The organism is Chryseobacterium sp. 2987 (assembly GCF_031456375.1).
Classification (GTDB): domain Bacteria; phylum Bacteroidota; class Bacteroidia; order Flavobacteriales; family Weeksellaceae; genus Chryseobacterium; species Chryseobacterium vaccae.
In genome coordinates this window covers 35,594-60,173 of record NZ_JAVDUN010000014.1, presented here as the reverse complement: position 1 = coordinate 60,173, position 24,580 = coordinate 35,594, and the positions used below count along the sequence as shown (strand labels likewise).

Below are 24,580 nucleotides of genomic sequence, written 5' to 3'. Positions count from 1 at the left end.
ATATAATATTTAGATTTAGTTGAATAAATTAAGTCCGGCTGCTGTAAGAATTGCCATTACAAACGTCATAATTCCCACCTGCTTTAGATATTGGTCTAATTCTCTTGGTTCTTTTACAGCCATGATGCTTCTTCTCAGTTTCGCCAGCGGAAACAACAGGATCATTACAATAAAAGCGTAGTAATTCTGCGCCTGAATAAATCCGTTCACGCCTAAAAATATAAGAATCAGAACCAGTGGAAGCTGTAACAGGATCATTTCATAGATCATGGCATTTTTGAAACCGATTCTCAATGCGAAACTGTTTTTTCCTGACAACTTATCACTTTCAATATCTCTCATGTTATTAAGGTTAAGAACCGCCATGCTCATCATTCCAATAGCTGTTCCTGGTAATAACATATCCCAGCTGAAAGTTTTGGTAAACAGGAAATAACTTCCACACACGGAAACCAGTCCGAAGAAGATAAATACAAAAATATCTCCCAGTCCCATATATCCGTAAGGTTTTTTACCTACCGTATACCCTATTGCTGCTAAAATACAGGCTACTCCCAGCCCGATGAAGATATAAAATTCATTCATGTACTCAGGGATGAAGGCTGTGTATAATAAAGCAACTGTCGCAATAAAAGAAAGTGCAGAAAAAAGGATTACCGCATTTTTCATCTGTTTTGCTGTAATCTTTCCTGATGCTACTGCTCTTGCTTCTGCTTCATTGATTCTTTTAGCGTCGGTTCCTTTTACTCCGTCACCGTAATCATTGGCATAATTTGATAAAATCTGATACAAAAGGGTTACCAGAAGAGCCAGAGCAAAAATTTTCCAGTCCCAGGTTCCGCCTTCTCTGTAAAGCCTCCATTTGGCGATGAAAGCTCCCATAATAATTCCGCTTAGGGAAAGCGGTAAAGTTCTTAGCCTCGCGGCTTTTATCCAATCAGTCATAAATTTATAAGTAATGAGCAATGGGTAATAGGTAATGAAATAGTGATCACTACTGATTACCCATCGACAATGTTATGAGATCCATTGATCTTCCCCGAAGTTTGGTTTTCTTTTTTCAAGGAATGCATTTCTTCCTTCCTGAGCCTCCGCGGTCATGTAAGCTAAACGGGTTGCTTCTCCTGCAAATACCTGCTGGCCAACCATTCCATCGTCTGTAAGGTTCATAGCAAATTTCAGCATTCTGATAGAAGTCGGAGACTTTGCAAGGATTTCCTGAGCCCACTCATAAGCGGTATCTTCCAGTTCTGCGTGAGGAATTACGGCATTCACCATTCCCATATCCAACGCTTCCTGAGCAGAATAATTTCTTCCTAAAAAGAATATTTCACGGGCTTTTTTCTGACCTACCATTTTCGCCAGGTAAGCAGATCCGTAACCACCGTCAAAGCTGGTAACATCAGCATCAGTCTGTTTAAAAATAGCATGTTCTTTACTTGCTAAGGTAAGATCACAAACTACGTGAAGAGAGTGTCCTCCGCCAACTGCCCATCCCGGAACAACTGCGATAACCACTTTTGGCATGAAACGGATCAGACGCTGAACTTCTAAAATATTCAGACGGTGTCTTCCATCTTCTCCTACATATCCCTGATGTCCTCTTGCTTTCTGGTCTCCTCCGCTGCAGAAAGCCCAACCTCCATCTTTTGAGCTCGGTCCTTCTCCTGATAAGAGAACCACTCCTATGGAAGGGTCTTCTGAAGCATCATAAAAAGCATCATAAAGTTCTGAGGTTGTTTTAGGTCTGAAAGCGTTACGCACTTCCGGTCTGTTGAAAGCAATTCTTGCTACCCCATTGCATTTTTTGTAGGTAATATCGTCGTATTCTTTGGCGGTTTTCCACTCAATCATTTTGTAAAAATTTTTCTCAAAGATACGGAATTGCAGAGAATTTTAACATTGATTTTTGATGATAATAACTGTGAAATCTATGGGATATTTTTGTTTAAAATTCAGGATTGAGATTAAAAGAATGGTATGGAATATTTTTTCTACCTTAGAATGAAGAATGTATAATATCCCTTAAGCTACATTTAACAAAAAATTTGATGAGACAACTTATTCTATCATTAGCATTTATCCTTTTATCATGGGGTGTATCTGCTCAAAAAGTAACGGTTATAAAATCTCCGGCAGCATTGCCTACTGAAGATAAAAGGTTAAAAATATTTCTGGGCGGCAGCATTGATATGGGCAATGCTGAAGACTGGCAGGCCAAAGTTACCAGGGAATTATCTGAAAAGAATTTTATATTATTTAATCCAAGGCGGGATGACTGGAATAAGGACTGGAAACCTGTGAGCACTGAACCTAATTTCAGGAAACAGGTAGAATGGGAACTTGAAGCATTAGAAAAATCAGATCTCATCATCATGTACTTCACCCCTAAATCCCAAAGCCCGATAAGCTTACTGGAACTGGGACTTTATGCCAGAACAAATAAACTGATGGTGGTCTGCCCTGAAGGATACTGGAGGAAAGGAAATGTTGATATTGTCTGTGAAAAATATAAGGTCCAACGATATGAATCTATTGACATGCTGATCAAGGCCCTGAAAGAAAAGACAGAATAAAAAAAATATAAAAAACCGGAGCATTTCTGTTCCGGTTTCTGTATAGTCAAACTAAAGGATTATTGTTTTGGTTTTGCAGCCAATTCTGTTTCTTTAGCTTTCATTTCTTTTACTTTCTCCATATTTTTAGTTACTACATAAATTTCTTTTAAAGCAGTAACAGCTTCAATATTTTGCGGAGATGCTTTGTACCATGCTTCTGCATAAGGTAAAGCTTTAGCAAATCTTTCTCTTCTTGCATCGATAAGTTTCGATGCTTCGTCCGGCTTATCTTTTCTTAAAGCATTGATCTGCTCTACCGTTTTAGAATCATCTCCAATTACTGTATAAACAAGGTTCTGGTGAGCATTATTCATATCAGGCTTAAGCTCAATTGCTTTTTTGAATGACGCAATAGCATCTTCTGATGTTGCAGGATTTTTAGACTGCATTACCCCAAGGTTGTACCAGTTTGTGGCATCAGTCGGGTTTTTAGCCAGCTGCTCTTTAAGGGTAGAAATAAATTTATCTGTATTTCCTGATGCATAATAAGCAGTTCCCTGAGCATCTTTCAGTTTCGCGTTATTAGGGTATTTCGCCAATCCTTTCTCAATGATTGCTAAAGCCTCATTCGGTTTTTTAGCATTTAAGAGAAGAGTGGTTAATGTTTCATACAAATCCGGTTCAACACTTGGAGTCTGTTCTGTTTTAAAATCTGAATAATCAGAATTTTTCTTCATAAGATCCCAGGTTGTTTTATCCAAAGGAACAACGTTTCCTGTTTTCTTTTCTTTAGCAGTATAAGTTGTCTGGATACCTGTAAAGCCTGAATTAATTAAATCTGTATAAATTTTAATCGCTTCATCGCTATTGTTTGCCAACGCATAGCTAAGCCCTGCATAATACATATAAATCTTGTCATCCTGCCCGCTTCCTTTCAGTAAGTTGTAAACTTCTACAAATTTAGGAGCTGCTGCGGTATAGTTTTTTGCGTTATACGCATCCATAGCAGCCTTATTAGCCGCCTGCAGTTGGGCATTTACATCGCCTTTCTGCCCGAAAACGAATGCAGAAGCAACGATAGCAATACCTAAAATGAGTTTCTTCATAATAACTATATTATATTAATTGTACAATTTATTCTTCAGAGTCAGAATTCTCATTTCCCTCTGCTGGTGTTTCATTTTCAGCCTGAGGCTCTGTATTATCGTTTTCCTGGTTATCGAAAAGACTTCCTGTTCCTTCTTCATTTTCTTCAGAATCTTCTTCTACATCTTTATCCATGGCTACTTTTGCAATGGCTGCAATTTCGTCATTTTTCTTGAGGTTGATCAGTTTTACTCCCTGGGTATTTCTTCCCATTACTCTCATTTCATCCATACCCATTCTGATGGCAACACCCGATTTATTGATGATCATCAATCCATCTTCGTCTGTCACATTCTGAATAGCAATCAGATTTCCGGTTTTTTCGGTAATGTTAAGGGTAATAACTCCTTTTCCTCCTCTATTGGTGATTCTGTAATCTTCTACAGCTGTTCTCTTGCCGTATCCTTTTTCAGATACTACAAGAACGGTTTCTTTCTCTACATCGTTCACAACAATCATACCAATAACCTCATCATTGTCTTCCATGGCAATACCACGTACTCCGATGGAACCTCTTCCTACTTCTCTTACTTTTTCTTCAGGGAAACGGATACACTTACCATTTTTGGTAGCAATCATAATCTGGGAAGTCCCGTTAGTTAGGTAAGCTCCCAATAACTGGTCATTATCTCTGATCTCAATAGCATTTACCCCGTTTACTCTTGGTCTTGAATAGGCTTCAAGTGATGTTTTCTTAATGGTACCATTCTTAGTCACCATTACTACACTCATTTGATTGACATATTCAGCATCTTTTAAGTTGTTGGTTCTGATGTATGCTTTGATCTTGTCGTCCGGTTCAATATTAATCAGGTTCTGTACGGCTCTTCCTTTAGCAGTTTTGGAACCTTCAGGGATTTCAAATACCCTTAGCCAGTAACATCTTCCTTTTTCTGTAAAGAACAGCATATACTGGTGGTTGGTTGCAGAAACAATATATTCAAGGAAATCGGAATCTCTTGTTGTTGCGGCTTTATTTCCTACTCCTCCTCTGCTCTGAATTTTATATTCGGAAAGGGAAGTTCTCTTCACGTATCCTGCATGCGAAATTGTAAGAACTACTGCTTCATTCGGGATGATATCCTCGATGGACATTTCACCTCCTGAAAAATCAATTTCCGTTCTTCTTTCGTCGCCATATTTTTCTTTGATCTCAATAAGCTCTTCCTTAATAATCTCGAATCTTCTGCTTTCATTAGCCAAAATCTCTTCCAAATTCAGGATCTCTTTCATGATCGCATCATATTCGTCGCGGATCTTATCAAGCTCCATTCCTGTAAGACGTGCCAATCTAAGATCAAGGATTGCCTGTGCCTGAATATCAGAAAGCTCAAATGCTTCAATCAGGCCTTCTTTTGCTGCCTGAGGGTTTGCACTGTGACGAATGATAGAAATTGCCCTGTCTAATGCATCCTGGGTTCCGATTACTTTCATGAAACCTTCAAGAATGTGGGCTCTTTCTTTTGCTTTTTTAAGCTCAAACTTGGTTCTTCTTACGATCACCTCATGTCTGTGCTCTACAAAATGATGAATGATATCTTTTAAGTTCAGCTGTTCCGGTCTTCCCTTAACTAAGGCAATATTGTTAACACTGAAAGACGTCTGAAGCGCTGTATACTTATATAAAAGGTTCAGAACAACGTTAGGAATCGCATCATTTTTCAGTTCATAAACAACACGCAGACCATTTCTGTCCGATTCGTCTCTGATCTCATGAATCCCCTGAATTTTGTCATCTTTAACCAATTCAGCAGTTCTGGCAATCATATCTGCTTTATTGACCTGGTAAGGAACTTCTGTAACAATGATTGCGTTTCTGTTTCCGATTTCTTCGAAATTCACCTTCGCTCTCAGCACTACTCTTCCTCTTCCGGTATGGAAAGCATCTCTTACCCCGTCATATCCATAGATAATACCTCCTGTAGGGAAATCCGGTGCTGTGATATGATGCATTAACTCATCAATGGTAATTTCTTTATTATCAATGTAAGCACAAATTGCATCAATTGATTCAGACAGGTTATGTGGTGCCATATTGGTGGCCATCCCTACTGCAATTCCTGAAGTACCATTTACCAGAAGGTTAGGAACTTTGGTAGGAAGAACGGTAGGTTCCTGTAAACTATCATCAAAGTTATTCTGAAAATCAACGGTTTCTTTATCAAGATCTGCAAGCACCTCATCAGAGATTTTTTTCAGTCTTGCTTCGGTATAACGCATTGCTGCAGGCGGGTCTCCATCCATTGAACCGAAGTTCCCCTGTCCGTCTACCTGCGGGTAACGTAAGCTCCAGTTCTGAGCCATTCTCACCATTGCATCGTATACAGAAGAGTCTCCGTGCGGGTGGTATTTACCCAAAACGTCCCCAACAATTCTCGCAGATTTCAAGTATTTTCTATTTGAAAAAACCCCTAGTCCATACATACCATACAGTACTCTTCTATGAACGGGTTTCAGGCCGTCTCTTACATCCGGAAGTGCTCTTGACACGATAACGGACATCGAATAATCGATATAAGACGACTTCATTTCATCAACAATGTTGATAGGAATCAGTCTTTCTCCTTCTTTTTGCATAAACAAATTTTATTATAATGACAGTCAGACCTTTAGCTGTGCGTCTGAAAATTATTTATTTCCAATTTTTATTAACGGGCTAATTTACGAAATTTTTACCGATTTTTGCCCTAGAATTTATCCACAAAATCTTAAAAATTCATAAAATATGAGCCTATTAAGTATAACTTTCCACTGCACGAAAAACAATATTGAAGAATGGGAAAATTATATTGATGAAACCCTGGTCCTGATGGCAGAAAACCTGATGGATGTCAATAAGTATATCCTGTCGGAAGTACACAGCGATTATATTGAAGAAGGCAAGAATTACAATCTTCTTCTGATGTTTGATAATGATGATCTTCGTGAAGATTTCATTAAAAGTGAGATGGTAAACATCGCTGAGAGGGTTGAAAAGAAATTCGGACAGGAGATTATGATCTTCAATACATTCCTGAATCCTAAAAAATCCAGAATGTAATACATATCAAAAGCCCTGAAAAATCAGGGCTTTTTAATTTTTTTTAATCTCTGTGATGTTTGTGGCCTTTGTGCTTATGACGGTGACCTCTATCGTCATTGTCATAGTAGTACACTCTTTTTTTCACATGTCCCGGTGCATAGTACCTTGCACTTCCCCCATACATTTTTTTAGCATGTCCCGGCGGAACTCTTCTTACCTGGTGGTCGTGAACAACACACGATGTCAGCATCAACATTACTGTTACTACTCCAGCCATTTTAATCAAACCTTTCATTTTCTCACTTTTTCAAATTTCGTAGTGGAAATAACAATGTTAATGCCAAAGTAGTTCAATTATTGAGATATTAAAAGAATTAACAATTAAAAAATTATTATTTACTACTTATAACTCATTTTCAAGGCATGATTATGATCTTTCTGCGACTCTTTATCATTTATCCGATATTTTCACTTCTTTTCTCCATCATGATCACGTCTTTCCATTGCCCATTGAGCTTTCCTATTTTCTTTCTTACTCCCACCGTTCTGAAGCCATTTTTCTGATGAAATCTTATGGATGCTTCATTTTCAGGGAAGATATTAATCTGCAGCGTCCAGAAACCATGATCTTCACTATCCAGAATCAGTTTTTTTAAGAGAACCGATCCTAAACCTTTTCCCTGATAATTATTATCGAAATAAATACTTACTTCAGCAACTCCTTTAAAGCATTCTCTTTTGCTGACAGGCTTTAAAGCGCACCATCCAACCACTTCATTTGTTTCATTCTCCAATACCCAACGGCAGTCATTGAAATATTCCATATTCCAGGCTTCAGCAGTAGGGATTTCTGTTTCAAAAGTAGCAATCCCTCCGTTTACACCCTGTCTGAAAATTTCCAGCACTTTAGCTTCATCAGCGGGAAGCATTTCTCTTAATTCGTAATTCATCTGTTTAATGGTATTTTCTTTTATTCTTTCTTTTGATTCTTGAATAATGGGTCTGTTTTTCCTGTTCATCTTCTGAAATCACACTGATGTTGCCATCTACTTCTAAAATAGACAGCTTTACATTCTTTATTTTTTCAACACCGTGCTCACGGATGGCTTCTTCAAGTTCATCACGGGTAATTTTCACTCTGTTTAAAGCCACCTGATCAATAATCCCGTCTTTAATCAGAACCACCGGATCTTCTTCCATAAATGTTTCAAATTTATGATTGGCAAACATGAAACGTTTTAAAATAAAGTTGGCAACGAACAGAACAAGCGCAGCAATTAGGCCGCCCTGAAGGGATGTATCGGGACCTACCATTGCATTCTGAACGGCATTAGAGATCAGAAGCAATAAAACAACATCTCCGGCATTCAGCTGTGAAAGTTGATTTTTCCCAAAAAGCCGTATCGCAATCACCATAAAAAGGTAGACGCACAGCGAACGGACAACTACGTTAAGAATAGGATCCACGAAAAGTTTTTTATATAATCAAATGTATTGATTTTTTGTTATTATACGGACGTATTCATGCAAAATACATTCATCCTAAAAATAAAAGTAAGAATGGTACTCTCCACGCTCTTTGGTACAGGTTTTGGAATTGAGTTTAAGTAATAAGCACTCTATGAGACGACTATTCTTCTTATCATTAAGTATGATCCTCTTTTTCACAGCATGCAATAAAGCCGGACCTTCACCTTCATCAGGCAATGGGAATGACGCAGTTACTGAAAAGGTGAATGATCTTTATACTCAATATGGAACTTCTAATGAAGCTTTATATCATCAGTCTTTTTCTGACAGCCTGTTTTCTCCTGATCTGAAAAGAACCCTGGAAACAGCGATCAATACATCAAAAGCAGATATTGAGAAAGTAAAGAACAGTGATCATCCGGATGAAAAACCTTTGCTATTTGAAGGGGCTGTTTTCTCAAGTTTATATGAAGGATATACCGGCTACAGGATCAAATCTACAAATATAAGTGCTGATAAAGCGACTGCTGATGCTGCCGTGGAGTTTGAATATACTGCAAGTCCGCCAAAAATGATCTGGACAGACCATATACATCTGGTTAATTCAAAACAGGGCTGGAAGATTGATAATATTATTTTTGATACCATTGCTCATTCTAAAGATCTTAAAACCACACTGAATGAGTTTATTAGAAACGCTCAATAAATATAAAGCCCTACCTTCTCAGAGCGAGATACTTAAAAAAAACCGCCTTATGATAAGGCGGTTTTTTTAAGGGCACTGAGAGAGACGAATTTCACTGCATATTGTTCTATTATACCTTTCACAATAAAAGCAGTAAATTTTAGGCTGTCCTCCATACACGGCTTTCAGATCTGTTTTTGTCAATTTTTTTAAGTTTTTCATATTTTAAAATTTTATGATTGTTGAATTTAAAACGAATATCATTATTAATTATTACATGATACTATTCAAAAATTTCATTATTTATAGATTTTAATAAAAAAAATGTAGCATTTAAAGCATAAATCGATGATAAAAAATCATTTGGTTTTAATTCCCTATCTTTAAAGCACCTAACAATCACATCAATACAAAATTAATATGGAAATTATTACACCCAAGGGAGCTCATATCGGGCAAATGGACTCTATCAGTAAAGCCAGGATCGGAAATTCTCTTATTGAAGGCAGCGATGACATCATCCATTACAATAAGGGAGTATGCCACGATGCCGTAGGTTATACAATGTATATGCTGGGAGCCAAAATTACTCCAGATGAACTTACGATGTATAGCGGACAGGGCTGGCTGAAGAAATTCAACTATCCTGAAGGAGAAAAATGGGACGGCTACTCTGTTATTCCCAAAGGAAAAGCAATCGGTTTTTACAGATTAAAAGATAAAACATGGTTTCATTCTGCTTTAAGTACCGGAAACGGAGCCGAAATCCGGTCTGTAAATGGTTTTAAACTGGGAACAACCTGGTCGGTTCCGGCCGATATGAAATGGGTTCTGGGCAAACGCAATACTGAGGATGGAACCTTTAATTATGACGGTACAAAAATAGAGGTTTATATTTCTTCTTTGTAACTTCAGAATTGGATATAAAAAAAGAATCTGCCCTGAAAAGCAGATTCTTTTATATTTTAAGTGAGACCTTCTACAATTCCCTTTTCAGAAACTTCCCAGTCAGACTTTTCTTAGACTTCACAATTTCCTCGGGAGTTCCCTGGGCTACGATCTGCCCGCCGTGTTTTCCGCCTTCAGGACCTACGTCAATAATATGGTCAGCTAATTTGATCACATCCATATTATGTTCGATGATAATGAATGAGTTTCCTAATTCCACCAATTGATTAATAGCATCCATCAGGATCTTTACATCTTCAAAATGAAGTCCGGTTGTAGGTTCATCAAGAATGTATAACGTATTTCCGGTCTGTCTTTTGGAGAGTTCGGTAGCCAGCTTGATACGTTGTGCTTCTCCTCCTGAAAGCGTTGTAGACTGCTGTCCCAGCGTAATGTATCCTAAACCAACATCCTGAAGAGTCTTTACTTTAGCAAAGATCTTAGGAATTGGCTGGAAGAATTCTACAGCTTCATCAATAGTCATATCCAGAACATCAGAAATTGATTTTCCTTTGTAACGAACTTCGAGAGTTTCTCTGTTGAAACGTTTTCCGTTGCAGGTTTCACAGTGTACATACACATCCGGAAGGAAATTCATTTCAATGACTTTAAGTCCGCCCCCCTGGCATGTTTCACATCTTCCGCCTTTCACGTTGAAAGAGAACCTTCCTGGCTTATAGCCACGGATCTTACTTTCCGGAAGCTCAGCAAAAAGGTTTCTGATATCGGTGAACATTCCTGTGTAGGTTGCAGGATTTGAACGTGGTGTTCTTCCGATCGGCGTCTGGTCTACATCTACAATTTTGTCGATATTCTCAAGACCTTCAATTTTTTTATACGGAAGAGGTTCCTGAACAGCTCTGTAGAAGTGTTTATTCAGAATCGGGTACAATGTTCCGTTAATCAGGGAGGATTTTCCGCTTCCTGAAATTCCGGTTACCACCACCAGTTTGCCTAAAGGAACATCCAGGGTTACATTTTTCAGGTTATTTCCTGTAGCTCCTTTTAATACTATATTTTTTCCGCTTCCTGCTCTTCTTTCAGCGGGAATTTCTATTTTTCTTTTTCCATTGATATACTGTGCGGTGATGGTATCTGCCTTCAGCAAATCTTTCGGTTTCCCCTGCCAAAGTATTTCTCCTCCGAATTTTCCGGCCCTTGGACCAATATCCAGTACCTCATCAGCTTCAAGGATCATATCTTTATCATGTTCTACCACCAACACGGAGTTTCCAATATCTCTAAGGTTTTTCAGTGAGCTGATCAATCTTTCATTATCTCTCTGGTGCAGCCCGATACTTGGTTCATCCAGAATATACAGTACGTTAACCAGCTGAGAACCGATCTGTGTAGCAAGACGGATCCTTTGGGATTCTCCACCGGAAAGGGTTTTAGAGCTTCTGCTTAAGCTCAGGTAATCCAATCCTACATCCAGAAGGAACTGAAGGCGGGTTTCTATTTCTTTTAAGATCTCGTGGGCAATGATCTTATTTTTTTCTGAAAACTTATCCTTTACATCAGCCAGCCAGTCTTTCAGATCTGCTAAGCTTAAAGCATTAACCTCAGCAATATTTTTTCCATCTATTTTAAAACTCAGACTTGAAGGCTGAAGACGTGTCCCATGGCATTCAGGACATATTTCCTCTGTCGTGAAGTGTCTTTCTAACAATACGGCTTCATAAGATTCTCTTTCTTCAATGATCTCTTCCATAAAAGAAATCAAACCATCAAAGCTGATCTTTATTTTCTTGGTAATTCCTGCGTATTTAAGATCTTTGTTGAATTCCTTATGACATCCGTTATAGATATAATCCAGCGCTTCTTCAGGAATATCCTGCATAGGCGTTGTCATACTTAAGCCAAAAATTTCAAGGATATTTTTAATCTGTGACAGGATCCATTTGTTCGATTTAATATCTTCCAGCGGCAACAATCCTCCCTGATTAATGGAAAGCTTAGGATTTTCCACAAAGTAATCGGTATTGATCTTTTTGATCATTCCCAGCCCTTTACAATCTGGGCAGCTTCCTTTCGGAGAGTTGAAAGAGAACGTATTCGGTTCCGGCAGTGCCAGTGAATGTCCTGTTTCTGCATCCATCAGGTTTTTTGAAAAATATTCAATATCTGTGCTTCCCAGTTTCTGAATACCAATAATCCCCTCACCCATTTCCATAGCGGTACGGAGAGATTTTTCCATCCTTCCTTCAGAAGCATTTTCACCGATAATCCAACGGTCTATCACAATATCAATATCGTGGGTTTTATAACGATCCAGTTTCAGGTCGTATTCTATATCCTGTAATTCTCCGTCAATTCTTGCCTGCCCGTATCCTTTTTTGGCCATCTGAACAAAAAGTTCGTGGTAATGTCCTTTTCTGGAACGTACAACAGGAGCCAGAAGCATTATTTTTTCACCTTTATAGTTTTCCTTGATTGTTTCCAGAATCTGTTCTTCCGTATAGCTTACCAGTTTCTTTCCTGTAGATAAGGAATAAGCATCAGAAACTCTCGCATACAAAAGACGCAGAAAATCATAAAGCTCAGTAACTGTTCCTACTGTTGAACGTGGATTTTTATTCGTTGTTTTCTGTTCAATGGCAATTACGGGAGAAAGTCCTTCAATTTTATCTACATCAGGTCTTTCCAGCCCGCCCAGGAACTGTCGTGCATAAGCCGAAAATGTCTCGATATAACGGCGCTGCCCTTCTGCAAAGATGGTATCAAAGGCCAATGAAGATTTTCCGCTTCCGGAAAGCCCGGTAATAACAACCAGTTCATTTCTCGGAATTTTGACATTAATATTTTTCAGATTGTGTTCACGTGCTCCGTAAACTTCTATATATTCTGTTGATTTACTCATAATCTGGTGTGATTCTACCTGAAAATCACGATGTGCAAAATTACGGAATTTTATGCAATTGTATAAACCGGAAAGTTTTATTAAAGTTTAATTTTAGTTAAATTTTTTAAGTTACAATTTCTATCTCACGGAATCACGCCTGTAAGGGATAAATGGAGTTATTTTTCAGTTTCCGTTTAATATACTTTGATCAGGCATACGTAATTTTTTAATACTTTGACCTGATCCTGTAGTTCACTGGTTGAAAGTTTAGAAGGAGGCTGTACAGCCTCTTTTTTTGAAATTTTTCTATATAAATTGAGTAAGTAAGAAGATTTTAAAGCATAATTTACATTCTCCGTTTTGGTTCCGGCAGCTTTTAATTTAGCGGTTGTTATCCCCACTATATTACCATCTTTATTAAAGAGCGGACCTCCACTGTTTCCGGGCTGCAGCGGAACGGAAATCTGGTAATAACGCTCATCATCGGCAATACCGGATGTGGCACTGATAATACCGTCGGTAACTTTATAATTGCTTCCCATGATATCATTTAAAGGATACCCCAGCGTAAAAACCCTTGAGCCGACCTCCTGGGTCTGTGCAATGCTGTATGGAATGGTTTCCATGTTTTTAAATTCACTGTCTGTTATCTTCAGCAATGCAACATCATTAGGTGAATCAGCGATTAATAGTTGGGCTTTATAAGTGGATACCCCGGATTTACCGTTTACCGTAACTTCAATATCAGACGCGTCTGCTACAACATGGGCGTTGGTGGCAATAATCCCGGTTGTGGTTAAAAAAAATCCACTACCCGATGCTATTGAATTATCTTTTTTAAAAATAGTCTCGTTTCCGGCAACAGGGTATGTTTTAATAAAATAATCGAGGCGTTTGCGCAGCGTTTTGGTATCTTTTAGTTCTATTGAAAGTAAAGTTTCGCTTTCCATATCTACACTCGAAAAGGTTTCGTAGGGTGTTTTATCACTCATATACCATTTAGTAGAATACATTCCCTTTACAGCACCGGGTTCAAATACAGCTTTAACCTCTCCGGTTTTCCATCCGGGTACTTCGGTTTCAAGAATAATGGCTTTATATACAGAACCATCTTTTATAATTCCTATTTTGTAATGCGGCATACCATCCCGCTGATAGCTTTTATAAATACCTTCTATTGGGTCAAACTTTCGGGATGACATCGCAGTTCTGATGGATTCGTCTGTCCATTTCGTAAGTTCTGTTATGTTCTCTGCAGGCTGAGCTGATATCACAAATGAATAAAGCAGGAACAATAACAATAGAGTCTTATTTTTCATTCGTAAATTTTTAGTTTATACTTTCGTAAGACAAAGGATAAAATCCAAAACAACTGCTTTTTGCTAACGGGTCAGAATATAAGTCTGTTTGTAGGTAGTATTTCCTTCAGTTGCAGTATTGCTGAATGTAAATTTGTTTTGGGTCAGTTCCAGGATTTTATGTTCCTTTTCCCATAAAATCATCGTGTTATTGACCTTCAATTCATAGGAGTATTCTGCTTCCCCTTCGACATTCGTCTTTACTCTTCCGTTGGCAAAAAATTCAAAATAAATATTATGAGGATCATTGTTGATGATTTCAGGAGGCTGGTTGCCCACTGTTGTTTCTTCTATAAATTCCACTAAATTCCAGTAGCCCAGTATTTTTTGCTGCGTCACTGATATCATGTCATCTTCATCATCTCCTGAACTGCTTTTCTGACAGCCAAAAGTGGCCATTAAAACGGCTAGTAACAATGGCAGGATGGGTAAAAATTTATTTGTTTTCATATCTGTTCAATTGTATGTTCATATTATCTGCCCAGGCTATAGGTTTGTTTACTGGTATAATTGGCATTTGCTTTTACAAATTCAAAAACCAGTTTTTGCTGGGTAAGTTCTTTTATAACACAGACATCGTTATTAATTTTAAGGGTGGTTTCGTTTTCAATGCTGTACGGTTCTATCTGCTCTTCATTTCCACCTAAAGCATAGTATATATTTCCATCATTACGAAAATCAAAATAGTCGCCTTCCGCACCCGGTTTCGTGACGATCTCAACAGGTTCCGAAGGTCTTGTGGTTTCAGTTACTAACGAAATGAATTTCCATTTAGCCAGTATTCTTTCTTTTGCGGGGGCTTCTGAAGAATCTTCTCTGGAACAACCTGCTGTAATAACAAGTGATATTATTGTAAGCAGGATTAATATTGCTTTTTTCATAGTGTTAAAATTTAAAATCAGGACTATTATTTCTCTTACAAAGATGATGTCTGATGGATAAATTTTCCAATAAAAGAGATCTACAAAACATCTACAATCACAGATAAACGCTTTATAAAGAATATACAGCCCTATTTTTACTCTCATTCAGGATCATTTCAACGATGGAAACATACCTGTAATTAAATGAACAAATTGTATTTTTGTTTTATTCAGTATGATGAAATTCATTGAATCTGAATTAAGGTTAAGGTATAGCTTCCTTAAACCACTACGCCAAATCAAGCATTATGAAGCATCCTATAAAGTTCATAATTATTCTGTTCCTGTTTTTCGCCGGATCTGATAAGGTTCGCTCACAATCTATCATGGTTGATTCTTTGAAAAGCCTGCTCCGAAACCCGGGACTGAAACCGGAGAAGAAAGCAATGGCTCTTTCTCATCTTGGCCGTAACATCTATGAAACAGATCTTCCATCTGCCTTGAACTCCGCCAATGAAGCACTGAAACTAAGTCGCCAATTTTCTGACGGCCAGTACAGCGCTTTCGCTCTGGCTACATTAACGTACCTGAATGTACAACGGGACAGTTTGGTGCTGGCTCAAAAAAATATTGACAGTGCTTTAATTTATACGGTAAAATCTACAAACAGGGTCGTCAACGGGTATGTGTGACTCCGAAAAGGATGGCTTGAATACACGGTTAATAATACTCCGAAAGCTACGGCCAGCTTTTTTAAAGCCCTGCAATTACTTGAAGGCCAGAAAGCATATGCTTATGAGAGTCTTGTCTATCATTATTTAGCGAGTATTTATGCCGATTTAAAAGATCCTGAAAAATTGAAGAAATACACCCATCTGAGCCTGAAATTCGCTAACCAATCCCGGGAACCGGATATCATCTGCAATGCTTACCTGGCCACAGGGTCTTCATTCTTACAGGGTTTCAGAAAAAATCCCTCAGAAAAAAAACTGCTTGATTCTGCCCTTTTCTACAATCAGAAAGTGCTGCAGCTTGCACAGGCACAACCCAGAAGGATTGTTAACCATATCAACATAGCCGCTGCAGCTTTAAATACAGCCAATATTTATTGGGAGTTCTTTCCAAAAGAGTATAAAGACAAAGCTCAAAATTATATTAATCAAGCTTTAACCATTGCCCGAAAAACCAGGCATGAAGAAGTGATTGCCAATTGTTATGGTATCTTAAGCGAATATGCCCTGGCAGAAGGTAATTATGCAGAGGCAGAAAGACTGTTCCTGTCTGGATTTTCTGAGGTAGAAAACAGTCTGGGCAGCAGTATTGGGGTGAAAGCTTCCATGATGAAGGGGCTTGCAACCGTAGCTGAGAAAAGCGGTGATCAGATCAAAGCATTAAATTACTATAAGCGGTACATGCAGTACGAAAAGGAAGCCTACAATGCTGCAAAACTGTCTATAGCCCAAAAGCTTGAAGTACGATACGAAGCAGAAAAGAAAGAAAAAGAACTTGCAACGCTGCAGGAAAGGGCCACTTTTAACAGAAAACTTAATTTTATTTCTATCGGCCTGATCATAGCGGGTTTTCTTACCCTTGTATTCATTTTCCGTTCTTATCATTTCCGTTTAAAATCCTCTATTCAACAGCAGAAACTGCGTGCTGAGGAAGCCGCCCGCCTAAAGGCTGAGCAGGAACTGCTGGAGGAAAGACAGGATAAATTACAAAAAGAACTGCTGGCGGGCAGCTTACAGATGGAACAAAAAAATGATCTTTTACAAACGATGCGGGACAAATTAGCAGATCAGCAGGAAAACGGGATGCTCAAAAACCAGATAGAGCGCATATTAAAAGAAGATCTACGGATGGACGAAGATTTTGAGCATGCCAAAGCCAGCCTCACCAACATACACCCGGAATTTTTTAACCGATTGCAGCAACAAGCCAATAATAAGCTTACCCGGCTGGATTTGAAACACTGTACTTACATACTCATGGGGTTTTCCAATAAGGAAATTGCCAATCGTTTGGGTGTGGACCCTAAAAGCATTATCATGGCAAGGTACAGGATAAAACAAAAATTAAATCTCGACAAAGAAGCCAGCCTGGATCTTTTGATACAAAAACTAAGTTGAAAATACCAGGCCAGGTTTTCAGATAAAAAAAGACTGACACACAGCGTCAGTCTTTCTATAAGTTTTCTTTGATCTTTATTTCACAAATGAATTGTAGGCATTCAATACAGATTCATAAGAGGAATCAATCTGCTGGATATCAGTGTCTGAAATTTTCCCGGATGCTTTTGAATCCCGGATTAGTTTTCTGTAATTATCCAAAAAGCCGGATGCATTTTTATTAAATTGGTCAAACTGAGATTTTTTGTAAGAATACTGTGGATCTTTAACATTGAATTCCAGTTTTGCATTGGCTTCTGCAGCTTTAGCAAATTCATCATATTTTTTCTGGGCTTCAGCTTCGTCAAATTTTCCTGCGTATTGCTTATCAAGAACATCCAAAACAGCATCCAGTGAACTCATCACACTTTTTGAAGAAATGATGTATTCTTTCATTGGATGATCTTTAAGAACGACTGCTTCAGCTGCATCTGTTGCCGGTTTTATTTTGGTTATAATGTTTTCTCCAGCTGTAAAAAAAGCCTGTGCTTCTGTCTCCAGATCCTTTTTTATCGCTTCAGCTTTCGCTCCTTTGTCGTCTTTATAGTCTTCGGAATTCATATAAGACTGCAATTCTTCAAATTTTTTCCCTATGCTCTCTTTTTTAGCTTTATAGGTATTAAAATCAGTTTCTATAGCTGCTTTATCCTTATCAAAACCCGAAGGCACTTCTTTGATTTTTGAAAAGCTGTGATCCATTGAACTTAATACAATGGGCATTATCAGCACATTTTCTCCTTTTGATTTGGCTACAGCTGCATCAGCATAGTTAAGAATTCCATCAATATGCTTGGATGTGCTTTTATAGGAATCTAAAAAATTATTATTGAAATCAATAATAGCGTTTGCATTGTCTGTACCTCCCACATCCAATACTGATTTGCCCAGTTTACTGAGGTCCTTCTTGCAGCTTATAACAGTGACTGAGGTGAAGGTCAGTGCCATGGCAAGTACGATAATCTTTTTCATATTTTTTTGTTTTGGTTTACATATCCTGGTAGTCTGTGTCTTCATTGCTGATTTTCACAACATATTCAATACCGTCTATGGCTTTTGCTATGATCTGATTTCTGAGAATATTGGCCATGTTTTCCCAATACGCTCTTCCATAGAACGAATAATTCTGTGGAATAATCTCAACTTCCACAGTTCTTACAAAGCCTTCTTTTGGTCTGTTGCTGATCATGGTTCCTCTTCTTACCCTTACTTCCTTCAGCTCATCCTTAAGAATCATTCTGCAGTAGTTTTTTACATCTTCCAAAGAAATTATTTTGTCTCTGGTTGTTAATGCATATTTATACGCCTGAATACTGTCTGTTCCTTTCTGCTCTTCGGAACCTCCGATGGCTTCGGTAAGCAGGATCACGGTCTGGGATTTTAGCTGATTGGAAAGTTCTGTTCCTGAACGCATATGATTGGCCAGTGTGCAGTGAGTGATCCAGAAAGAAGCATAAGTATGATCTGTTTTTTCTACAGGCTCCATAATTACATAATTCAGTTCCTGTCTGATGCTTCTTTTGGCATTGTTCACTTTCTGCACCATCGATTTCATTTTATCGGACATCTCGCTTAATACCCCTTTCACATTATCCCTGTTTAAAAGGGAAAAAGCAGCAATCTCATCCCTTGTCAGTTCCAGTACATTGGCAATCATATCTACTGCATTTCTGTTGGTGAATCGCTCCATACCTCCTTTTCTTACGGTATACAAGCCTTTTTTAAGATCATCCGCTGGAGTGAATGGAATTTCGGTGTATTTTCTCCCGTCTCCATCCTGAACCTCATCTACATACAGAAAATGTTCACCTTCATCAGTTACCAGAGGAATGTTATTTCCCATGATATCAAGGCTATATTCTGTTTTCTTCCAGCCTCTGTTATAAACAGGGAAAGCATTCATTACGAATGAAAAGTTATCGAGAATCTCTGCTGAAAACTGTGGTGGAAACTCGAAAGTAAGCCATAGATAACGCTTATCTCCGATCTGTTTTGTAATTTCTTCTTTTCCTGCCAGAAAATCAAGATTCTGCGGAAGTTTTCCAGGTTCTGAAAATAAGCTGCTTGAAATACCTGTAATTTCAATGAATTTATGACGGTAAATACTTTTTATGTCTTCAATAACTTTATTTCGGATAGACTGTTCTCTGAACATCTGCTCATATCCGTCCTGCTGATTATTGGAAAGATAACTTAACCCTTCTCTCACAAACAACGGATTCCCATTACTGGAAACGGTAATATAAGGTAATAGTTTATAGACGAAATCCAAATGTTCAAAAGCTGGGTTTGAGCAGAATATGCTAAGGTATTTAGGAAAGTTTTCACTGGCGTATTTACTTACATCCACCCCTATTGTAACCTTTCTATAGTCTTCCGGTCTTCCCTGAAATCTTGCGACAGGTATTTTATTCAGTCTGTCATCAACACTATAACATGTATTTCCTACAAACATCACCGCAGTCTGCGCTTTATTAATACGGACATTTCCAATGGGGGTAAAAGGAATATTCAGCTGTTTATCTGATTCTGATTTCACCGTGGAAGTCATCTGCTTACGGAAGAAAAACTCGGAATGTTCTAAAAGAATCTCCGAAGATTCATAAGGCTGGGTATAAGCAACAGCATGAGCCGGAATTGGATGGGTATAAATAGAAGGGGTCAGAAGTTTAGCCAGTTTTTCAAGAATTCTGGCATTAACGGTCTGAATTTCATTATTAGCTTTAAAAACTTCCGTACTGAATGCATCAATCAGAAGCTTTACAAAAGGATCCAGAGACTGCGGACTTTTCAGCCCCCATACTTTGGTTGCATTCTGAAGCATCCTGGCCTTTACAGATTCTTTGGAATATATATTTTGATCTAAGTTCATAAGTTTTGTGGTGGTTAAAAGATTTAGTCAATAGACATCGGGCTTAAGAATAGTTCTGTGGAAAAGCTGAAGCGCTCTCCTGTTTCCTCCATTTTGGCATTAATGGCAATTCTTACTTTCTTTTTGATTTCTGTATGTTCTTTGGTATCGTAGCTATGTTCTACAATCTGGATATGGGCATCAATCTGAGGCTGCACAATCCGTGGTTCATATTCCAGGATCTGTCTTCTGAGACTTTTAACAAAGACGTTCTCCCAAACGGCGCTGGTAACTCCATTATCGAATTCCAGGTTCCAAACGTCGTTTCCATAATTTTCATCATATCGGTTTTCGCCTTTTTTTGTGGTGATCAGCAGCATGATATTGTGGGCAATGCTTTCCCCCATATCGCATGTATCAATGCTTCCGCCCTCCGTCATTAATGTAGACGGGACAAAAGGCATTCTGTAATTTGGTGTATCCATAATCAGCTTCTTAATTTTTTTACTCCATGGTCTGGTTTACGTAAAACGAAATACCAAAATACACATTTTCACTAAATAATTGTTACAAGATTTTAAAAATATTATTCGAATTCATGGTTGGAAGCAGGAAGACGGGGACCTAAAGTTGCTGTTGGACTGTTATTTCTTATTATTATAGCAAAATTTATATTTTAGGGACAAAAAAGGCTCTTCAACGAATTGAAAAACCTTAGATTACTGTAGATATTATTTATATTATTCCTGTTGGCTCTCTGTCTTATTTTTCCGGTTGATAAAATAGTATACCGGAAGTCCTAGCAGAACCATGATAAATCCTGGCCAGGTATACTGCTGTTTATAGATCAATAGAAGTACACAAAATCCTGTTCCTATCAGCAGATAGATAACGGGAGTTACCGGATATAACCATGTTTTGTAAGGTCGTTCCAGATCCGGTTTTTTGAATCTCAAATAAATTACCCCGAAAACAGTAATCATATAGAATAAAACGATTACAAAAGAAATCATATCCAACAGGTTGCCGTATTGTCCGCTAAGACATAGTAAGGAAGCCCAAACTCCCTGCATCCATAAAGCATTGGCAGGTACCTCATTTTTATTATTTTCAACTGCTGATTTAAAGAACATTCCGTCTTTTGCCATCGTCTGGAAAACACGTGCTCCAGCCAGAATCAGTCCATTATTACACCCAAAAGTAGAAACCATGACCAGCAAAGCAATAATAATAGTTCCTGCGCTTCCGAAAATATTCTGAGATGCTGCCACCGCTACTCTATCATTGGCTGCAAAAGCAATACTTTCCCTGTCCAAAGCGTTCAGATATACAAAATTAACGGCCAGATAAAGGATCATTACAGCTGAAGTTCCGTAAATCATTGCTTTTACTACATTTTTCTTAGGGTTTTCAATTTCTCCGGAAACAAATGTTACACTTTCCCAGGCTACAGAACTGAAAACGGAACCTACCATGGCTGCTGCAATTCCGCCCAGAAGGGTCATTCCGCTAATCGATTCCCAGCCTTCTTTAAGAAAATTACCACTAAGATCTTTTTTAAGATTGTTAAATGATTCCATCCCCAAACTGAAATTTTCGGATAAATGAGAAATATTCACCAGAATAAATCCAGCTGCAATCAGTCCGGCCAAGGCAATGATTTTCGATCCTGTAAATACATTCTGGAGCAATTTTCCACTTTCCACTCCTCTTGTATTGATATAAGTAAGAAGAAGAATAACCGCTATCGCCAGAATCTGTATCCAGGTAATTTTAAATTCTCCACTCTGAAAAATGGGTGCTGCATCATTTAATGAAGGAACGAGATAGGCTGTAAATTTACCAAAAGCCATGGCTACTGCTGCAATCGTCCCGGTCTGAATCACTGTAAAAAGTCCCCAGCCGTAAAGAAATCCCATCTTTCGGCCAAAAATTTCTTTAAGATAAGTGTACTGTCCCCCGGCTTTAGGAAACAGAGCCGACAGTTCGCCATAGCTGATTGCTGCTGCTACCGTCATAATTCCTGTAATAATCCATACGACAATCAACCAGAACCCGGAGCCTAAATTCCGCATCATATCTGCGCTTACAATAAAGATTCCGCTTCCGATCATAGACCCCATCACAAGCATAATGGCGTCCCAAAGTTTCAGTTTTTTCTGCATAGTCAAGTATAGGCGTCAAATATAAACAAATATGCTATTGATTTTGAAATTTGTTTATAAATTCCCGAATGACCTGTTTTTTATCAACTTTTTATCCTTATTATATTCAATTTTAATTAGTACTTTTGAAAAAAATATTAAAAATGAAATTCAAAGTTATATTATTGGCTGCTGCTGTAAGTGTATCTACTTTAGCTTTTGCACAGGAGACAAAAAAATTTGGTCCACCTGCAGGAAATGCTGTTGTTGGTGATGCTTACGGAGCAGGAGTTGCTTCTTCTTCTGAATCTAAGGCAATATCTGTAGAAAAATTAAGCAAAAAGCTTAAAAAAGATAATAAGAAAGTAGAAAACGTAGCCATTAAAGGTAAAGTAACTGATGTATGTGAGAAAAAAGGATGTTGGCTTACCATCCAGACTGAGGATGATTCTCAGTTTTTCGTAAAAATGAAGGATTATGCTTTCTTTGTTCCTACTGCTTTAAAAGGAAAGAATGTTGTGCTTGAAGGTAATGCAGAAAGAAAAGTAACTTCTATAGATGAGCAGAAACACTATGCAGAAGATGCTAAAAAACCACAGGCTGAAATTGATGCGATCACTAAACCTAAGGAAGAGATCAGATTTGTAGCCAACGGAATCAAAGTGGTTAACTAGTTCTCTTTGAAATATATAAAATAACGTCCTCAAGCTTTTTGAGGACGTTTTATTTTATGTCTTAGATACATGAATGATTTTTATTTGCTGATGGCGCAGAGTTTTTTTAAATTTACTTTTGTTGGATTTGCGCAAAGACGCTATTTTTCCATCAGCTTTATGGGCATAAGGCGCAATGATTTTATCACTGATAAAATTTCATACTGGAAAAGACTGCTGAAAATCTTTGATTTTCTTGCGTCTTAAAAGTGGCATACTTTGTTAAAAACCTTGCAACATTGCGTTTTCCAACATCATCTTTCAGACAAAAAAAGAGAAAGTCAACTTTTCTGATTATTTAATCTTCAATCGTAAATTCCACGGGTGCATCCAGCTTCGGGTATTTGGTGTCTGCTATAAATTTTTTTCCTGTACAGTCTATTTCCAACCAGCCTTTTCTTTTTTTCACATCGCCTACTTCCATAACGAAAGGTACAAAGGAAATTTCATCTTTACCATCTTCAATAACCTCTCTATACTGAACCGCAACATCTAAGATACACTCATGTTCGGTATCCAGTTTTACATTTCTGTAGATGATATCATAATGGGTTTCCTTATTCTCCGGAATTTCGAGATAGTTCTCCCATCCTTCGATATCTGAATTTAGGTCGCTTATCGCTTTTAAGGCATAATACAAGGCTATTGTATAATATTTTCTTGTTCCTTTTCTTGTATAGTCATCTATGAAATGTCCTCCTTCAAATAAAATAGTCGGCATTCCGGCTTTGATAAAATTATCTCCCGTGGAAGTCGGATAGAATTCATCTGAGTATCTGCCAATCTGGTCAGGGATCATTTCCTTTAAGTGTTCATATACTTTACCAATGACAGCCATACACTTTTTTCTGTTGTCTGTTACGGTACGCTCTACATTTTCTGAAGGTGCCAGAAATGAAAGTGTTGCCGGATGAATTCCGTCTGTAGTAAATATGGTACGCTGTTCATGGAGATTTAATGCATAATCATATTTTTTTCCGGCGACGGCAGCTTTCAGATATTTGATCTCTTTACTCGCTTCATTATGAAAATCTCTGTTCAGGTCAACATCTGATGCATTAAGTCTTGTCCATCTTTCTGAACCGTCCGGATTAAGCATAAAAATAAAATCGAGGCTGATCTTACTGAACAGCTCATCCTTCATTTCCGGAGCCTTATCTAAAGTTTCCAATAAGTCGAGTATGGCATGAGTAGCATTGGATTCATTTCCGTGCATCTGTGACCAGGCAAGAACATTAATATTTCCGGAACCGATGCTTAAACGGTAAATAGGTTTCTCTAAATATGACCTTCCAATCTCATGAATGTAATTGCTGAGATTAGTCTGTAGGTAAGAAAATAATTTTTCGGGGGAAATATAGCGGTTTGGGAAATCAGGATTCGGAATATAGATTTGTTCAAAGTTCATTATGAAGTAGTTTACAAGAGTCAAATTTAAGCATTTTTGACTAAAAAATAAAATTAACATAAGTAAACCAGCTAAACATTGTAAACTGTCATTTTGTCTGTGGATAAAATTGTGGATTGCGAATAATTCAAAACGTATATTACATTTTATTTATTTTCAGCTAGTTACATATTTTATTTCAACTATATTAGTAATATAACTTTAAGTGTTTAATTAAGAATTTTTCGGGAAAAGCGTATAGTTTTATTAAACAGTACTAATGTGGATAACTTTAGAAGTTACTAATATATACAAATGTAAATTTGTTATTTTGTTAGAATTTTAGTGAAATAGAGGTTTAAAAAGACAACATCCTGTACAAAATACTCCTCTATGGTATTTACAATTGAAAATAAGCTGATAATTAG

Annotated in this window: 24 protein-coding genes; 7 read left to right on the top strand and 17 right to left on the bottom strand. The window is 37.8% G+C overall.

The window, feature by feature from the left end:
- Positions 1–15 precede the first annotated feature (15 nt).
- The gene (menA, locus tag J2Y40_RS23390) at positions 16–945 is read right to left on the bottom strand and encodes a 1,4-dihydroxy-2-naphthoate octaprenyltransferase (protein ID WP_153392565.1); all 930 of its coding nucleotides are present in this window, start codon (positions 943–945) and stop codon (positions 16–18) included.
- A gap of 72 nt (positions 946–1,017) precedes the next feature.
- The gene (locus tag J2Y40_RS23385; RefSeq protein ID WP_153392568.1) at positions 1,018–1,854 is read right to left on the bottom strand and encodes a 1,4-dihydroxy-2-naphthoyl-CoA synthase; all 837 of its coding nucleotides are present in this window, start codon (positions 1,852–1,854) and stop codon (positions 1,018–1,020) included.
- 197 nt (positions 1,855–2,051) lie between these two features.
- On the opposite strand from J2Y40_RS23385, the gene J2Y40_RS23380 reads away from it, so the two are divergent.
- Complete coding sequence (locus J2Y40_RS23380; protein ID WP_310001725.1) at positions 2,052–2,576, top strand: nucleoside 2-deoxyribosyltransferase domain-containing protein; 525 nt, start codon at positions 2,052–2,054, stop codon at positions 2,574–2,576.
- Between the two features lie 59 nt (positions 2,577–2,635).
- On the opposite strand, the gene J2Y40_RS23375 is transcribed toward J2Y40_RS23380, so the two are convergent.
- Complete coding sequence (locus tag J2Y40_RS23375) at positions 2,636–3,664, bottom strand: tetratricopeptide repeat protein (protein WP_310001724.1); 1,029 nt, start codon at positions 3,662–3,664, stop codon at positions 2,636–2,638.
- A gap of 28 nt (positions 3,665–3,692) precedes the next feature.
- A complete protein-coding gene (gyrA, locus tag J2Y40_RS23370) occupies positions 3,693–6,281 on the bottom strand; it encodes a DNA gyrase subunit A (protein WP_153392574.1) in 2,589 nt (862 codons plus the stop codon).
- A 148-nt stretch (positions 6,282–6,429) separates the two neighbouring features.
- Here gyrA and J2Y40_RS23365 point away from each other — a divergent pair, with 148 nt between their 5' ends.
- Positions 6,430–6,744 carry a DUF4286 family protein gene (locus J2Y40_RS23365; RefSeq protein ID WP_310001721.1) on the top strand — a complete coding sequence of 105 codons (315 nt, stop codon included), beginning with the start codon at positions 6,430–6,432 and terminating at the stop codon, positions 6,742–6,744.
- 43 nt (positions 6,745–6,787) lie between these two features.
- On the opposite strand, the gene J2Y40_RS23360 is transcribed toward J2Y40_RS23365, so the two are convergent.
- The 3 genes from J2Y40_RS23360 to J2Y40_RS23350 all read right to left on the bottom strand — a co-directional run bounded on the left by J2Y40_RS23360 (position 6,788) and on the right by J2Y40_RS23350 (position 8,193).
- On the bottom strand, positions 6,788–7,021 hold the full coding sequence (locus J2Y40_RS23360; protein WP_153392580.1) for a hypothetical protein: 234 nt from the start codon (positions 7,019–7,021) through the stop codon (positions 6,788–6,790).
- 160 nt (positions 7,022–7,181) lie between these two features.
- Entirely contained in the window at positions 7,182–7,676 is a 495-nt protein-coding gene (locus tag J2Y40_RS23355) for a GNAT family N-acetyltransferase (protein WP_153392583.1), read from the bottom strand.
- Between the two features lie 4 nt (positions 7,677–7,680).
- Positions 7,681–8,193: a DUF421 domain-containing protein gene (locus J2Y40_RS23350; RefSeq protein WP_153392586.1), complete on the bottom strand. Its 513-nt coding sequence runs from the start codon at positions 8,191–8,193 to the stop codon at positions 7,681–7,683.
- A gap of 154 nt (positions 8,194–8,347) precedes the next feature.
- On the opposite strand from J2Y40_RS23350, the gene J2Y40_RS23345 reads away from it, so the two are divergent.
- Positions 8,348–8,902 (top strand): hypothetical protein, encoded by a 555-nt coding sequence (locus J2Y40_RS23345; RefSeq protein WP_310001716.1) that lies wholly within the window; start codon positions 8,348–8,350, stop codon positions 8,900–8,902.
- Between the two features lie 66 nt (positions 8,903–8,968).
- Here J2Y40_RS23345 and J2Y40_RS24045 read toward each other — a convergent pair whose 3' ends face one another.
- Entirely contained in the window at positions 8,969–9,103 is a 135-nt protein-coding gene (locus tag J2Y40_RS24045; protein WP_409017740.1) for a bacteriocin-like protein, read from the bottom strand.
- A 198-nt stretch (positions 9,104–9,301) separates the two neighbouring features.
- On the opposite strand from J2Y40_RS24045, the gene J2Y40_RS23340 reads away from it, so the two are divergent.
- On the top strand, positions 9,302–9,790 hold the full coding sequence (locus J2Y40_RS23340; RefSeq protein ID WP_153392591.1) for a hypothetical protein: 489 nt from the start codon (positions 9,302–9,304) through the stop codon (positions 9,788–9,790).
- A gap of 70 nt (positions 9,791–9,860) precedes the next feature.
- Here J2Y40_RS23340 and uvrA read toward each other — a convergent pair whose 3' ends face one another.
- The 4 genes from uvrA to J2Y40_RS23320 all read right to left on the bottom strand — a co-directional run bounded on the left by uvrA (position 9,861) and on the right by J2Y40_RS23320 (position 14,910).
- Complete coding sequence (uvrA, locus tag J2Y40_RS23335) at positions 9,861–12,689, bottom strand: excinuclease ABC subunit UvrA (protein ID WP_153392593.1); 2,829 nt, start codon at positions 12,687–12,689, stop codon at positions 9,861–9,863.
- 176 nt (positions 12,690–12,865) lie between these two features.
- Positions 12,866–13,990, bottom strand: a complete 1,125-nt coding sequence (locus tag J2Y40_RS23330; RefSeq protein WP_310001713.1) for a serine protease — start codon at positions 13,988–13,990, stop codon at positions 12,866–12,868.
- Between the two features lie 63 nt (positions 13,991–14,053).
- Entirely contained in the window at positions 14,054–14,479 is a 426-nt protein-coding gene (locus tag J2Y40_RS23325; RefSeq protein ID WP_310001711.1) for a hypothetical protein, read from the bottom strand.
- Between the two features lie 23 nt (positions 14,480–14,502).
- Positions 14,503–14,910: a hypothetical protein gene (locus tag J2Y40_RS23320; RefSeq protein WP_310001709.1), complete on the bottom strand. Its 408-nt coding sequence runs from the start codon at positions 14,908–14,910 to the stop codon at positions 14,503–14,505.
- Between the two features lie 290 nt (positions 14,911–15,200).
- On the opposite strand from J2Y40_RS23320, the gene J2Y40_RS23315 reads away from it, so the two are divergent.
- Both J2Y40_RS23315 and J2Y40_RS23310 read left to right on the top strand, forming a co-directional pair.
- Positions 15,201–15,584 carry a hypothetical protein gene (locus tag J2Y40_RS23315; RefSeq protein ID WP_310001706.1) on the top strand — a complete coding sequence of 128 codons (384 nt, stop codon included), beginning with the start codon at positions 15,201–15,203 and terminating at the stop codon, positions 15,582–15,584.
- Between the two features lie 165 nt (positions 15,585–15,749).
- Complete coding sequence (locus J2Y40_RS23310) at positions 15,750–17,021, top strand: LuxR C-terminal-related transcriptional regulator (protein WP_310001705.1); 1,272 nt, start codon at positions 15,750–15,752, stop codon at positions 17,019–17,021.
- Between the two features lie 75 nt (positions 17,022–17,096).
- Here the strand turns inward: J2Y40_RS23310 and J2Y40_RS23305 are convergent, their stop codons facing one another.
- The 4 genes from J2Y40_RS23305 to J2Y40_RS23290 form a co-directional block, all read right to left on the bottom strand.
- Positions 17,097–18,029, bottom strand: a complete 933-nt coding sequence (locus J2Y40_RS23305; RefSeq protein WP_185151931.1) for a DUF3829 domain-containing protein — start codon at positions 18,027–18,029, stop codon at positions 17,097–17,099.
- A 16-nt stretch (positions 18,030–18,045) separates the two neighbouring features.
- Complete coding sequence (locus J2Y40_RS23300; protein WP_310001702.1) at positions 18,046–19,929, bottom strand: type VI secretion system baseplate subunit TssF; 1,884 nt, start codon at positions 19,927–19,929, stop codon at positions 18,046–18,048.
- A gap of 23 nt (positions 19,930–19,952) precedes the next feature.
- Entirely contained in the window at positions 19,953–20,393 is a 441-nt protein-coding gene (locus J2Y40_RS23295; protein WP_153392613.1) for a GPW/gp25 family protein, read from the bottom strand.
- Between the two features lie 255 nt (positions 20,394–20,648).
- Positions 20,649–22,073: an APC family permease gene (locus J2Y40_RS23290; RefSeq protein WP_153392616.1), complete on the bottom strand. Its 1,425-nt coding sequence runs from the start codon at positions 22,071–22,073 to the stop codon at positions 20,649–20,651.
- Between the two features lie 143 nt (positions 22,074–22,216).
- Between J2Y40_RS23290 and J2Y40_RS23285 the strand changes: the two genes are divergently transcribed.
- Complete coding sequence (locus tag J2Y40_RS23285) at positions 22,217–22,726, top strand: DUF4920 domain-containing protein (protein WP_153392619.1); 510 nt, start codon at positions 22,217–22,219, stop codon at positions 22,724–22,726.
- 337 nt (positions 22,727–23,063) lie between these two features.
- Here J2Y40_RS23285 and J2Y40_RS23280 read toward each other — a convergent pair whose 3' ends face one another.
- Positions 23,064–24,173, bottom strand: coding sequence for a M14 family zinc carboxypeptidase (locus J2Y40_RS23280; RefSeq protein WP_310001697.1), 1,110 nt, complete (start codon positions 24,171–24,173; stop codon positions 23,064–23,066).
- Positions 24,174–24,580 lie beyond the last annotated feature (407 nt).

Coding starts and splice junctions, on each gene's coding strand:
- menA (WP_153392565.1), bottom strand. CDS start 945: ATGACTGATTGGATAAAAGCCGCGAGGCTAAGAACTTTACCGCTTTCC.
- J2Y40_RS23385 (WP_153392568.1), bottom strand. CDS start 1,854: ATGATTGAGTGGAAAACCGCCAAAGAATACGACGATATTACCTACAAA.
- J2Y40_RS23380 (WP_310001725.1), top strand. CDS start 2,052: ATGAGACAACTTATTCTATCATTAGCATTTATCCTTTTATCATGGGGT.
- J2Y40_RS23375 (WP_310001724.1), bottom strand. CDS start 3,664: ATGAAGAAACTCATTTTAGGTATTGCTATCGTTGCTTCTGCATTCGTT.
- gyrA (WP_153392574.1), bottom strand. CDS start 6,281: ATGCAAAAAGAAGGAGAAAGACTGATTCCTATCAACATTGTTGATGAA.
- J2Y40_RS23365 (WP_310001721.1), top strand. CDS start 6,430: ATGAGCCTATTAAGTATAACTTTCCACTGCACGAAAAACAATATTGAA.
- J2Y40_RS23360 (WP_153392580.1), bottom strand. CDS start 7,021: ATGAAAGGTTTGATTAAAATGGCTGGAGTAGTAACAGTAATGTTGATG.
- J2Y40_RS23355 (WP_153392583.1), bottom strand. CDS start 7,676: ATGAATTACGAATTAAGAGAAATGCTTCCCGCTGATGAAGCTAAAGTG.
- J2Y40_RS23345 (WP_310001716.1), top strand. CDS start 8,348: ATGAGACGACTATTCTTCTTATCATTAAGTATGATCCTCTTTTTCACA.
- J2Y40_RS24045 (WP_409017740.1), bottom strand. CDS start 9,103: ATGAAAAACTTAAAAAAATTGACAAAAACAGATCTGAAAGCCGTGTAT.
- J2Y40_RS23340 (WP_153392591.1), top strand. CDS start 9,302: ATGGAAATTATTACACCCAAGGGAGCTCATATCGGGCAAATGGACTCT.
- uvrA (WP_153392593.1), bottom strand. CDS start 12,689: ATGAGTAAATCAACAGAATATATAGAAGTTTACGGAGCACGTGAACAC.
- J2Y40_RS23330 (WP_310001713.1), bottom strand. CDS start 13,990: ATGAAAAATAAGACTCTATTGTTATTGTTCCTGCTTTATTCATTTGTG.
- J2Y40_RS23325 (WP_310001711.1), bottom strand. CDS start 14,479: ATGAAAACAAATAAATTTTTACCCATCCTGCCATTGTTACTAGCCGTT.
- J2Y40_RS23320 (WP_310001709.1), bottom strand. CDS start 14,910: ATGAAAAAAGCAATATTAATCCTGCTTACAATAATATCACTTGTTATT.
- J2Y40_RS23315 (WP_310001706.1), top strand. CDS start 15,201: ATGAAGCATCCTATAAAGTTCATAATTATTCTGTTCCTGTTTTTCGCC.
- J2Y40_RS23305 (WP_185151931.1), bottom strand. CDS start 18,029: ATGAAAAAGATTATCGTACTTGCCATGGCACTGACCTTCACCTCAGTC.
- J2Y40_RS23300 (WP_310001702.1), bottom strand. CDS start 19,929: ATGAACTTAGATCAAAATATATATTCCAAAGAATCTGTAAAGGCCAGG.
- J2Y40_RS23295 (WP_153392613.1), bottom strand. CDS start 20,393: ATGGATACACCAAATTACAGAATGCCTTTTGTCCCGTCTACATTAATG.
- J2Y40_RS23290 (WP_153392616.1), bottom strand. CDS start 22,073: ATGCAGAAAAAACTGAAACTTTGGGACGCCATTATGCTTGTGATGGGG.
- J2Y40_RS23285 (WP_153392619.1), top strand. CDS start 22,217: ATGAAATTCAAAGTTATATTATTGGCTGCTGCTGTAAGTGTATCTACT.
- J2Y40_RS23280 (WP_310001697.1), bottom strand. CDS start 24,173: ATGAACTTTGAACAAATCTATATTCCGAATCCTGATTTCCCAAACCGC.